Genomic DNA, 12,707 nt, shown 5'->3' on the forward strand with positions numbered 1-12,707 from the left:
GCCAGTTGATGAATGGGATAGACTATTCACTTTTTAATGACTTCACCGGATTGACTAAAGCCGCCCGAATGCTGTGGAAACTAACCGTGACTAGTGTAACACCGACCATGGATAGACCCGCAAAAGCGAAGAACCACCACTCTAGTTTGGTCTTGTAGGCGAACTCCTGAAGCCAACTCGTCATTAAGTACCAGCCCAGAACACTGGCGACCACGAAAGCCCCTAAAACCAGTTTCAAAAAGTCTTTCGTCAACAGACTCACCAAACTAAACACGGATGCTCCTAACACTTTGCGCACGCCGATTTCTTTGGTGCGTTGAATGACCACAAACGTTACTAAGCCATATAAACCTAAGCACCCAATCAAAATAGCCACTAGCGTAGCCGTATCCACCAGGCGGGAAACTAACGTTTTCTTCTCATAGTATTGAGCCAGCGTGCCATCCAGAAAGTTGGCTTCAAATACTTGGTTCGGATAGAATTTTTGCCAACTCTGCTCAATCTGTCGCAAGGCTAACGGCACATCCTGACCCGTTAACCGAATCCCCGCTTGTCGGTACAAATCTGCTTTAGCCGCGATGAAACAGGGTTGAACCGCTTCATGCAAGGATTGAAGCTGAAAATCCCTTACCACACCGACAATCGGTAAAGAAACCCCTGATAGATAATATTGCATCGTCTGACGAATGATCTGCTGGGGATCTCGGATGTTCAGCTTACGCAGCAGGGCTTCGTTGACCAAATAGCCATTAATCGTATCACTCGGCGTTAAATTGCGACCGGCTACCAAATGGAGACCATAGGTGGCCAGGTAATCCGAATCGGCAAAGCGCTCACGAATCGGAAACTTTTCTTCTTCGGCCCGATTCCCAAACTTAAAAAAGCCGCCATACATCCCCGGTGTAGAAGGGGGCAGGAACCCAATGCTTACGTCTTGGATCGTGGGGTAGTTGCGCAGTTCCTGCTTAAAGGCTTGCTGAGTGGAGCCCTGTCCGGTCGGCAGGTTGAGTAGGATGATATTATCTTTTTGAAAACCCAGATCGGCCCGTTGTATATAGCGCATCTGAGCCGTGACGACAACCGCGCCAATCAGTAAGAGTTGACCGATAACAAATTGAGCCCCTACTAAGAGTTGCCGCAACGACAAACCGCCCATCGCTTGCGGCGTTAGTTTGCCCCGTAGCGCTAGAATTGGCTTTAAGCCTGATAAGACCAGAGCCGGGTATCCCCCCGCTAATACAATAACGCTACTGATCAATAAGATGAGGAATACAGTCGTCTGACCATCGACCGAAAGGTGTAGGGGTGTTTGAGTCCAACTACCGAATATTGGTAGAAGTACGAGCGTAAGCAGTAGAGCCACTAGCAACGAACCCAAGGTAATCAGACCCGTTTCCACTAGAAACTGTATGGTCAACTGGCTTCGTGAACTGCCCAGCGTTTTGCGAACGCCGACTTCTTTGCCCCGTCGCATGGCTTGAGCGGTCGCCAGATTGATAAAGTTAATGCAAGCAGTCAGGACGAGTAGCCCCCCTAAGATCCCTAATGACCAGAGCATGGATGACCGAATCACGCCCCCTCGTCGTTTAACATCAAAATGCACATCGGCTAAGGGTTGGGCCAGGAAGCTGATCGTCGCCTTTGCGCCAAAGTTCCTCGTCGTAATTTGAGCTAAAGTGGATTCCAGGCTGGGTAACGAACGGACATCCCGGAGCACGACAAACACCCGGTCGGTGCTATTGAGTACCGACCAGTCATCCGCTTTGTATTCGGGCTTGATGGTGGGCAGGGTCTTAGCCGAAATAAAAACGTCCAAATCCAGGTCGGTTACCCCCGGTGGGTCAGCTACCAACCCGGTTACCGTCACATCAACTTTATCATTTAATCGAATCCGCTGACCAACTGGATTGGTATTACCAAAGTAGCGAGCGGCTATAGTCTGGGTCAGCACCATCGTATTGGGCTGAGTTAAGGCTGTTTGAGGATTACCGGCCAGCCACTGATAATCGAAGATATTAAACCATTGAGGTTCGACAAAGGCTGATCCGGCATGCACCAAAAACCGTTTTACGGCTTGGTCAGGCGTGCTCAGGCTGAGGGTTAATTCTCGATTCATGCTCAGAAAGGCGGCTTGCTGGCCACTTGCCAGCTCGGTTCGCAGAGCGTTGGCCATTGGCCAAGGCGCTTCGGAAGCGTACTCGACGGCCCCATCGGGTAGGTGCTGATCATAGACAATCCGGTAGATGCGATCAAATTTAGTTTGATCGCGATCTGTACTGAGGTGGTATCGCACAAACAAAAAGATCAACAGTCCGCCCGTCATGCCAATGGTTAACCCGAGCACATTCAAGGTCGTGTACCGGCGCTGGTAACGTAGATTACGCCAAGCGGTTTTAAGATAATTTTGGAGCATAAACTAAGGGCGTGACTATAGGATGGACCACTCTAGGAGTCAGCTTTGTTAGTGAAAAAGCGAAAGTAATCTATGTCCTCTAAACCAACCTGTTAAAAGAAGTTAACGAGGGGGAAGTTTAGCGATTGAGGGGACAAATGGTCGCTGCTTTTTAAATCTTCAGTGATATGTTTTGTCCTACGCCCCCCCCAATAAAGAAGCAGATACATGAGGCTTTTATCGTCTCAGCTGGGAGCGTTTTAGGAGATGAAGTAAGCCGTAGGTTACAAAAGGTGATCAGCAAATTTGCTCTATAAGCTACCCCTGATGACTAACTGAAAAGTAAGGCTATTCTTTGGCTCATTATTTTCAAATTGGTTTGTTGTCTTACCCACTTCTTGTCTCACCACTAGTCAACCCCTCTTTTCTACCGTTCAACAGCGGACAAAGCCTGTACGTTTTCGGACACCTACATAATCGCATTAAACTATAACGCGTTGATAGTCTTGCAATTAAGATTATGGCATTCGATTTGTTTAGCAAATAGTAAGAAAATAAAACCAGTAAGCATGGCATTATGGGTAGAACCTATTTGGGGGAATTTGAAGAACTTGTCCTATTGACAGTAGCCATCCTAAATGGGACTGCGTATGGACTGGCCATTGCGGAAGATTTAAAACGTCGAACCAACCGCTCCATCAATCTCAGTGGGGTACACGTCGCTTTGTATCGCTTGGAAGAAAAAGGCTTTGTCAAATCGCAACTAGGCGGGGCAATAGCTGCTCGCGGAGGACGTCGTAAGCGACTCTTCTCCATCACGGCATACGGTAAACGCACACTGGATGAGCTGCGGCAGGTTCGCTATGACCTCTGGGAAGCTATGCCGAACCTATCCCTCTCGTAAACCATGGCAAAATCTCCCCCTACCCCGTTGCCGCCAGCCTGGGCCGATCAGTTATTAGGGGTCTTCTGTCCATCTGAGCTACAAGAAGAACTACTTGGAGACCTATATGAACAATTTGAGCAGCAAGTGACCCAGCTAGGCGAATCGACGGCTCGGCGGTTATACGTCTGGGAAGTCATTCGATTTTGTCGGCCTTACCTGATTAGCCGCCAACTCCGAGCACTGACGGCGAACTTAACCTTCAATTCATCTATATCTTTTCTACCTGCTAACATGTTACGGAACTATCTGAAAATCGCCTTGAGAAGCCTGGCTAAAAACCAGGTGTACTCGTTTATCAATATTTCGGGACTTGCTGTTGGCATGGCTATAGCGATGTTGATTGGTCTTTGGGTGTGGGACGAACTCTCATTTGACCGCTATTACCAGAACTACGACCGCATTGTACAGGTGGCGCAACATGGAACCGTTAATGGAGAAACCTGGACGGAAACCAATTTGCCTTATCCACTGGCTACCGAGTTAAAAACTAATTATCCTACTGATTTCAAACGGGTGCTGAAAGCATGGCAAATTCAGGATCATATTGTAGCCGTGGGCAATGATAAGCTTTCGTTAACCGGCGAGTTCATCGAATCCGAAGCGCCCGAGATGCTTACCCTGCACATGCTCAAAGGAACACGGGCGGGCCTGCGGGAACCCGGTTCGGTGTTGCTTTCTGCTTCCGCAGCAAAAGCACTCTTTGGTGACACCGATCCAATGAACAAAGTGGTGAAGATTAACAACGCTATGGACACTAGGGTCACCGGCGTTTACCAGGATCTACCCCATAACACAGCGTTCCACGAGGTGAAATTCTTTGCCCCCTGGGACTTATATGTGTCAGCAAATCCCTATATCAAAGAGCAGGGCTGGGTAAACAATTTCATGCACGTGTACGCTGAGCTTCAGCCCAATGTAGATGTTGATAACGTATCGACCAAGATTAAAGACATCCACCTTAAAAACCTGGTTGGCAATACGGGGCAGTTAGCCTTCAACTTTCAGATCTTTCTGCATCCCATGAGTAAGTGGCATCTGCACTCGGGGTTTGATAAACAAGGCAACAACACGGGCGGTCTGATTCAATATGTCTGGTTGTTTAGCCTCATCGGGGTGTTTGTGCTGCTCTTGGCGTGCATTAATTTCATGAATCTAAGCACGGCCCGCTCCGAAAAACGCGCTAAAGAAGTGGGTATTCGCAAAGCTGTCGGGTCTATGCGTGGTCAGTTGATTAGTCAATTCTTCAGTGAGTCGTTCCTGGTTGTTGGGCTGGCTTTCGTACTAACCATTGGGTTGGTTGCGGTTTCCATCAACTGGTTTAATGAGGTAGCCGACAAGGAAATGGCTATCCTGTGGACCAATCCTTACTTTTGGCTATTTAGTTTAGGCTTCATTCTACTTACAGGTTTACTGGCGGGTAGTTATCCAGCTCTGTACTTGTCGAGGTTCCAGCCCATCAAAGTGTTGAAAGGCACATTTCAGGTGGGCCGTTTCGCGAGCATTCCCCGTAAAGTCCTAGTGGTTGTTCAGTTTACTGTATCCATAACGCTCATCATCGGCACCATCCTTGTTTATCGCCAGATTCAATACGCTAAAAACCGCCCCGTCGGCTATACCCGTGAAGGCTTGATCGATGTGCGCATGAGCGCGGATGATTTTTATACCAAGTTTGATGTACTTAGGCAGGAGTTGATGAATACGGGAGTCGTCTACGAAACAGCCCAGTCGGCCAGCCGAGCGACGGAGCTGTGGTCGAATAATATTGGTTTTGATTGGAAAGGTAAGGACCCGTCTGTGCAAGCTGACTTTGGCACTTTAACCGTTTCGCCCGAATACGGCAAAACGGTCGGCTGGCAGTTTATGGCAGGCCGAGATTTCTCGCGTGATTTTTCCTCAGATTCATCCGCCTACGTCGTTAACGAAGCGACTGTTCGGTTTATGGGTCTAAAAAATCCAGTGGGTCAAACCATCCGGCGTGATGGGAAGCCATTCCAGATCATCGGTGTGATTAAAGACATGGTGATGGGCTCACCCTTTGAACCGGCCTATCCAACCATCTTTTTCCTTCGAGGACCACTTAATTGGATTAACATCAAGATTAAACCGGATGTATCAGCTGCCGACGCTTTGCCTAAAATTGAAGCGGTATTTAAGAAGGTGGTACCTTCAGCTGGCTTCGACTACGATTTTGTTGATCAAGAGTATGGGGCCAAGTTTGCAGATGAAGACCGTATTAGTTCACTCGCCAGTTTCTTTGCGATTCTCGCCATTTTCATCAGCTGCCTGGGCTTGTTTGGGCTGGCTTCCTACGTAGCTGAGCAACGGACCAAGGAAATTGGGATTCGCAAAGTGCTGGGTGCCTCCGTAACTAACTTATGGGCCATGCTCTCCAAAGACTTTGTGGCACTGGTCCTTATTGCTTTCGGTATCGCTACGCCCGTTTCGTATTATTTTCTGAGTAACTGGCTGGCTGCCTATACCTATCGAACCGATTTATCATGGTGGATTTTTGCGGCTTCGGGAGCGGGTGCGCTGGTGGTAACCCTCCTAACGGTAAGTTTTCAAAGTATCAAAGCCGCTTTACTAAATCCAGTGAAAAGTTTGCGAAGCGAGTAAGGGGGAAGCCTTTCCATTTTTAACAGCATTGATTGATGCTCGATGCTGTTTCTTTTCCACCTCGCAAATCGCCCCATTTTTGGAACATATAAATGAAAGCCATTTCGTCTCAGGCGGGAGCAGGTATATGAACGTTTAATTGTCTCATTTGGGAGCGTTTTAATAAGACGCCTTAAGAATCAAAAAAAGCAGATCGTGGAAGGCCGCTTAATCATGTGCTAGCGTACTTGTTAGCTACATGAACTGAAATTGGCCTTGAAGCCTAATCCTCATCATTCGCTTCACTTATAAACACCTCCTGTTAGCCATCCGTTTGCTCAACGGCCTATGAGCCCATCACTCAACGGATAGAACGAATGAAGTACCTATACGCGCTGCTCATAACCCTAGTAGCGCTAAGTGCCTGGGCCCAGAAAACCCCCACCAAAACTGACGCTAAAATTAAGGTAACCGAAATCCTGAAGGACCCCGAAGCCGCCCCGCCCAAGCTCTTTCTGAACTGTCAGAACGTAAACTGTTTTGAGGACTACGTGCGCACCCAGCTTTCGTTTTTTGACTTCGTCCGCGATCGCCAACTCTGCGACATTGAAATCCTAACCACCCAGCAAACCACCGGGGCCAGCGGCTCGGAGTACACCCTGACGCTGCTGGGCCAAAATCGTCACCAGGGTCTACTCGATACGCTCCGCTTCACCACCCGGCAGACCGACACTGACGCTATGACCCGCCAACGCTTTGTGCAAGCACTTCGACTAGGCCTAGTGCGGTTCATGACTCGAACCAGCTTTATGCAACAGGTCCTGGTCACCTTTCCCAAACGGAAAGCCCAACCGGATGACAAACCCCTAAAAGACCCCTGGCACTTCTGGGTCTTTATCGTGAGCGCCAATGTATCAGCCAACGGCGAAAGCAACCATAAGTACCTGGCCCTGAATGAAGATGTAAAGGTCAACCGCGTCACGCTGGCCTCGAAGTTCAACCTCGATACCTATTACAACACCACCCGCAATCGCTACAATGTCAATGGACAAACCATTGATGTTAAAAACATTGAGTTTGGGCTCTCGGCGCTGTATGTGCGTAGTCTGTCAGAGCACTGGTCGGTGGGTGGTTTCTACAAAGGCTACCACTCCATTTACCAGAATATGGCCTTCTCCCAGAGTGTATCGCCCGCCCTGGAGTATAATCTCTTTCCCAACTCGGAAGTGACCCGGCGGCAGTTCCGCTGGATCTACCAGCTTGGGGTTCGCTCCCTGAGCTACCTTGACTCGACGGTCTACAACAAGACGGCGGAGACATTACCGTTTCAACAGCTGACGGGCGTCTTTGCGTTGACCGAGCCATGGGGTTCGGTCAACGCCAGCATCGCGGGTTATCAGTTTCTGCACGATCTGAGTAAGAACCAGCTGACGTTTCAAACGACCGTGTCGTGGCGCCTCCTGGAAGGGCTCATGTTGCAGCTTACGGGGGCGGTTAGTTTAATCAACAATCAGCTATCGCTGGCAAAAGAGGTAGGAGATCCCAACCAGTTTTTGCTGGGCGGGCGGCAGTTGCCCACCCGGTTTACCTATTCGTCGTCGGTAGGGCTGAGCTATACGTTTGGTTCAATCAACAACGCGGCCGTCAATCCGCGTTTTACGAACGTGGATTTTTGAGCATAAGCCTTAGGATAAGGGTTGACAGTTATTGAAACTAGTGCTCAATTAAAGAAGCGTTTGAAGAGACCGGGAAGTTAAAGTAGATCTACTGAAGCTCAGATTCCGACTGCCTCGTGGGAACCACAGCTAAGCTTTATACTGCGGTCCAATTCGTAGTCCATAGATGTCATCCGAAGAAGGGGTTGGTGAGTCACAGACGGGACCCAATTAGGGTAAAAACGTATCGACTAGCGTATCGGTCAGTTGATGGCTTGTCCAACCGGCCCACAAACTTTTTGCCTTTAAGACGGCCCAAGCCATCAAGCCAGCTCCCAAAGCAATACCTATACTCTTTTCCGTTACTCCATGAGCCAAGCCGAACACCATCGACGTCCACACAACGGCCCACAGTTTAGTCCAATACTTAACACAACAAGCCAGCAGCAAACCCCGACAAATGAGTTCTTCATATAGGTTCGTGACACCATTTACGCTGTATCGATAGACGTCTATTTTATAGGAGAATTTGTGGCCACTCGTTGCCATAAGTAGTAAGGGGACAGCGGCCAGTAGTAGGCCACTAATGAGTCCATATTTTAACGAAACCAACTTGAATGTAGTTGTCCCACTCCACTGCTCCTGGTAGTCTAAGTTTAGTAGATACTTGCCAATCAACCCCATAGCAAGCGATAAGGGGAGTAGCCCCAAAAGCCCATTGCCATAATCATAAAAGAGTAAATCATTTATTTTATCCGGAAAGCCCAAGAACTGGATCACAACTGGTCGACTAACTTGAAGTCCATAAAATCCACCGAAAATGAAACTGCTTAAACAAACTGGAATGTAAAATTTGTCATTCAGTAATCGTATCCTACCTAATACAAAAAGGAGCATACTTACCAATAAGAGGCAACTAGACACGACTAAATAGTCATTCATGGGTTTAAGTTATTGAATAATTTGGTCAGTTTGCACTCACTGAGTTTGAGTAAGCAAGGAAATTTGAGGGTAAGATATACCCATCAAGGGGTGTGGGAAAGGGTGGTGGTTCGGTTGAGACCACATGGCATAGCTTGCTCACAAGCAGGCAGGATTGGGGAATTACTCAGTTTCATAAAAATGCTCCATCTTCAACGAACATACATGAATGACCCTTCGTATCAGGAAGGAGCGTTCAAAGAGATAGCTGACCGCTGGCCAAAAACTAGCTCTTACGTACGTTGTCGTAGTAAAAGTAAGTAGGGCTAACCAGTTACCAAAACAAGATTTTCGAAGGCAAGCCACACAAAACGCGTAAGAGCCCGCAAGTGAGAGGACCTCCGGCACTACCTGGTTAAACAGTACGTCAGGGTAAAACGTATCAGCTGGCTGATCGATAGCCCATCGTTTCCAGCCTGTTGATTACCTAACGGCGTCAAACGGGAGAGCCAGATCGACTTGGTAGCAGTCCGGCTCGTTCACTACCTGAAGAACATGACCCGGGTACAACAAAGCCAACCGCTTCCGGACGTTAACCAGCCCTAACCCGCCGATGCCGGCTTCTGGCGTAACGGGTTTGCTGTTACTGATGGTTAACTGTAGACCCGCTTTATCGACCACGACCGCTAGCTTGATCCAGGATTTACGCGCACTCCGTTGAACCCCGTGCTTGAAGGCGTTCTCCACAAAAGGAATCAGCAGAAAAGGAACAATGTGAACGCTGTCGTTGACGGTTTCGGGAAGGCATACCTGAAGATCAACGCGTTTGCCCGTCCGGGTCTTTTCCAGGGCGATATAATCCCGGATAAACTGAAGTTCCTTTTGCAGCGGGACGGTAGGCTCGGCGGTTTCGTACAGGGTATACTGCATCAGGCCGGACAACTGATGGACGAGTTGGGCCGCTGGTGGGCAATCCTCTTCCGTCAGGGCGTACACGCTGTTCAGCACGTTAAACAAAAAATGCGGGTTAATCTGGCTTTTCAGATAGCCCAGTTCTAGCTGCATATTTTGCTGTTTAAGCTGAGCGTTGCTGATCTGGGAGGCCATGTTGTCGTATAGCGCTTTAAAGGCCAGGAGCAGCGCTGGATAGGTGAACGACAGCAGAAAATTCCAGCCGAATAAGGAAACGTTGGTAAAAAGGCCCAGCGGTCCATGCTGCTCCATGCGGTGCCACATAAGCGAAAGATTCGACCAGGATTTGGCGCGGGGTACCGACAACAGGCCATGATCGGGAAAGCCGACGGTCTGATGAAGCCAGCTGAAGCCCGCGTAGTTGGCCAGATAAACGCCCGTGTACGTCAGGAGAATAAGAGCCAGCAGGGGAAGCGGCCTGAATCGATACAAAAAACGGGGAAAAAGCCAGTAGCCCCAGCCATAGTATATCCCCAGTTGCAACAGAAACTGCCCGTTCATGAACCACTGCCCGGTATCACCGTAGCGGTAAATCAAACTGGCCGTTAGTCCATCAGCGCTCACCAATATATATAAGGCAAGAATAACAATGGCATGCGCCAGTAGCCGACGGGCTGCGCCGGTGAGAAAGGGTAATTGAACCAGGGGCAACTTCATTGGTCAAACTTCGCGTGTTTCCCTGATTTATGACCTATTTTTCGACCAAAGTGCCCATTTTTTCGATGAATATGAGCGGAAGGACTTGGTCGAAAAGAACGGTGGGTTCACCGAATTAACTGGGGCTACCGACGGGCCTGGGCTAGGTTTGCCTCATCAATCACATAACGCAAATCACCCCATGAACGCCCGTCTTGCCTTCTTTTTTCTCCTCTTCTCACTACCCGCGTTAGCCCAGCACCAGCTAACCGGCCGAGTTACCGATACCACCAATCAACCCATGCTGTACGCCAGCGTAGCCTTGCTGCGATCGGCTGACTCGTCAATCGTTAAAGGAGCAATCACCGGCGAGGACGGGCGTTTTGTGATGGACAAACTCGCGTCGGGGACCTACCGCACCCGGATCAGCGCGGTTGGCTACAGTGACCGCTACTCGTCCGTGATCACCTTAACAGCCGAGACGCCAACCGTTGATCTGGGTGTGTTGACCGTAGACGCCAGTACCAAAAACTTAACCGAAGTCACCGTAAAAGCGCAGCCATCACTGGTTAGCCAGCAGGCCGACCGGCTTGTCCTCAACGTAGAAGGCAGCGTTATTACGCGGGGCAATAAGGCGGAAGATCTGCTCCGCTACATCCCCCGCGTTCGCTACGACGGCGGAACAATCAGCGTGGGCAACAAATCCAACGTCCTTTTGCTGGTCGATGGGCGGCAGATGGGGCAGGGCAGTCTGGCCAGCTTTCTACAATCGTTCTCGGCGGAAGATATCCTCCGGATCGAAGTCATCACCAATCCATCAGCCCGCTACGACGCCACCGTGGACGGGGTGATCAATATCATCACCAAAAAGAGCCGGGAGCAGGGCATCAATGGCCGCTCGACGCTAACGTACTCGCAGGGCCAATATAGCCGTTCGTCGGCCAACGGATCGCTGACGTATCGGCAGGGTAAATGGACCATGTTCGGTAGCTTGAATGCCACCCTTCCTTCCACGTCATATTCGACACAGGATCTGAACCGGACCTTTCCCGGTGCTACGCAGCAAAACCGGTTGCTTACCCTGAATACGTACCGATCACTGGCGACCAACCTGAGTCTGGATTACACCTTCGATCCCCAGCACGTACTGAGCCTGCGCCTGAACGGCAACTGGCGCCGGGATAACAAAAATACGGACACCCGGACCCGATCGATGGTTGCACCATTGGCTGACTCGACCATCCGCACCGAGAACCGGGGGCTGGAACAGGCTGGCGTGTACGACATGAACCTAAGCTACAAAGCGACGTTCGGCCCGAATAAGAACAAAGAACTGACCGTTTTCGTAACCGAGTCGATGGTCGATAAAGACGCGTCTCAATTTATTGCCTATCAGCGAATTGGAGCGGATGAGGTAGCGAACGGCCCGGTGACAAGGCTCCGTATTCTGAACCCGAATCAGCAGCGAAACCTGATTGGTCAGCTGGATTATGGTACTCCCGTACTGGGCAGCAAGTGGCGATTAAACGTGGGCACGAAATATGTGTTCATCCGTAATAATAACACGCTTCAGCAGGACAATTTTGTAAACGGTCAGTACCAGTTCGATCCGACGTTTAGCCAGTCGGGGCTCTACCAGGAGCATATCTATGCCGCTTACTCGAATCTGAGCCACTCGTTTGGTAAAGGCTGGTCGTGGCAGGGTGGCCTACGCGTGGAGCGTACCGAGCAGCACCTGACTCAATCGGCGCTAGCCCGTAGTTACGCCGGACTCTTCCCGAGTATGGGGCTGAACCGGAACCTGCCGAACGGACGCTCGTGTGGTGTTACATTCAGCCGGAAAGTAAGCCGTCCCAGCCTGGGCAGCCTGGTTCCCTACCGCAACCTGATCGACCCCTACACGATCATCGAAGGAAACCCGTTGATTCGCCCGTCTTTTGCCCACACGTTTGATGCGTTTTACTCACTGGGCAGCCTGAATCTGTTCGCCAACTATTCCTACATCCGCGATCAGATGACCACCGTGTTACGGGCTGATCCGGCTACGTTAGTGTACACCCAGGTGATGGACAACCTGCGAAACGGCAACGATTTCTATGTGGGAGCAACCTACGCTAAGAACGTAACGAAAAGCTGGCAGACGAATACCACGCTGATGGGCATGGGCAATTACACCAGTAGCCCCGTTAACGAACTGAACCGCTACCAATCAACCGGCCTGTGGGTGATGGCTACGTCCTCGAACATTATCTCCCTGCCCCGCGACTGGAAATACGAACTAACGGCACACTACATGTCGCCCGCCCGGTCGGGACTGTTCACCCAGAAAGGATTTGGGGGCGTATCGATGAGCGTAACGAAATCCCTGCTGGCTAAACAGGCGAACCTGCGGATCGACGTAAGCGATGTGTTCCGGACCATGACTAGCCGACTGGAGTCTGCCTACGGGCAGGTGAACTTCACCATGCGGAGTTACAATGACAGCCAACGCGTTAAAGTATCGTTCAGCTATAACTTTGGTAAGAAGACCGTCAAAGCGGCCCGGCAAGGGACGTTAGGCAACGACGATGAGAAGAGCCGGATGCGTTAG

7 protein-coding genes are annotated in these 12,707 nt (G+C 50.1%); 4 read left to right on the top strand and 3 right to left on the bottom strand.

The features are described 5' to 3' along the window. Positions 1 to 22: 22 nt before the first annotated feature. Positions 23 to 2,413 (bottom strand): ABC transporter permease, encoded by a 2,391-nt coding sequence (locus CWM47_RS31590; RefSeq protein ID WP_100992543.1) that lies wholly within the window; start codon positions 2,411 to 2,413, stop codon positions 23 to 25. 556 nt (positions 2,414 to 2,969) lie between these two features. On the opposite strand from CWM47_RS31590, the gene CWM47_RS31595 reads away from it, so the two are divergent. From CWM47_RS31595 to CWM47_RS31605, 3 genes are all read left to right on the top strand, one after another. Continuing rightward, positions 2,970 to 3,296 carry a PadR family transcriptional regulator gene (locus CWM47_RS31595; RefSeq protein ID WP_100992544.1) on the top strand — a complete coding sequence of 109 codons (327 nt, stop codon included), beginning with the start codon at positions 2,970 to 2,972 and terminating at the stop codon, positions 3,294 to 3,296. Between the two features lie 3 nt (positions 3,297 to 3,299). Next, positions 3,300 to 5,954 carry an ABC transporter permease gene (locus CWM47_RS31600; RefSeq protein ID WP_100992545.1) on the top strand — a complete coding sequence of 885 codons (2,655 nt, stop codon included), beginning with the start codon at positions 3,300 to 3,302 and terminating at the stop codon, positions 5,952 to 5,954. 356 nt (positions 5,955 to 6,310) lie between these two features. Then, positions 6,311 to 7,609, top strand: a complete 1,299-nt coding sequence (locus tag CWM47_RS31605; RefSeq protein ID WP_100992546.1) for a hypothetical protein — start codon at positions 6,311 to 6,313, stop codon at positions 7,607 to 7,609. A gap of 210 nt (positions 7,610 to 7,819) precedes the next feature. On the opposite strand, the gene CWM47_RS31610 is transcribed toward CWM47_RS31605, so the two are convergent. Continuing rightward, complete coding sequence (locus CWM47_RS31610; protein WP_157816101.1) at positions 7,820 to 8,368, bottom strand: CPBP family intramembrane glutamic endopeptidase; 549 nt, start codon at positions 8,366 to 8,368, stop codon at positions 7,820 to 7,822. Positions 8,369 to 8,992: 624 nt separating this feature from the next. Then, on the bottom strand, positions 8,993 to 10,138 hold the full coding sequence (locus CWM47_RS31615; RefSeq protein WP_100992548.1) for a sensor histidine kinase: 1,146 nt from the start codon (positions 10,136 to 10,138) through the stop codon (positions 8,993 to 8,995). Between the two features lie 181 nt (positions 10,139 to 10,319). Here CWM47_RS31615 and CWM47_RS31620 point away from each other — a divergent pair, with 181 nt between their 5' ends. Then, a complete protein-coding gene (locus tag CWM47_RS31620; RefSeq protein ID WP_100992549.1) occupies positions 10,320 to 12,707 on the top strand; it encodes an outer membrane beta-barrel protein in 2,388 nt (795 codons plus the stop codon).

The sequence above is a fragment of the Spirosoma pollinicola genome (assembly GCF_002831565.1).
GTDB lineage: Bacteria > Bacteroidota > Bacteroidia > Cytophagales > Spirosomataceae > Spirosoma > Spirosoma pollinicola.

Bases quoted from the DNA above. Each gene is read 5' to 3' on its own strand.
- CWM47_RS31605 (WP_100992546.1), top strand. From the start codon at position 6,311: ATGAAGTACCTATACGCGCTGCTCATAACCCTAGTAGCGCTAAGTGCC.
- CWM47_RS31595 (WP_100992544.1), top strand. From the start codon at position 2,970: ATGGGTAGAACCTATTTGGGGGAATTTGAAGAACTTGTCCTATTGACA.
- CWM47_RS31600 (WP_100992545.1), top strand. From the start codon at position 3,300: ATGGCAAAATCTCCCCCTACCCCGTTGCCGCCAGCCTGGGCCGATCAG.
- CWM47_RS31615 (WP_100992548.1), bottom strand. From the start codon at position 10,138: ATGAAGTTGCCCCTGGTTCAATTACCCTTTCTCACCGGCGCAGCCCGT.
- CWM47_RS31620 (WP_100992549.1), top strand. From the start codon at position 10,320: ATGAACGCCCGTCTTGCCTTCTTTTTTCTCCTCTTCTCACTACCCGCG.
- CWM47_RS31590 (WP_100992543.1), bottom strand. From the start codon at position 2,413: ATGCTCCAAAATTATCTTAAAACCGCTTGGCGTAATCTACGTTACCAG.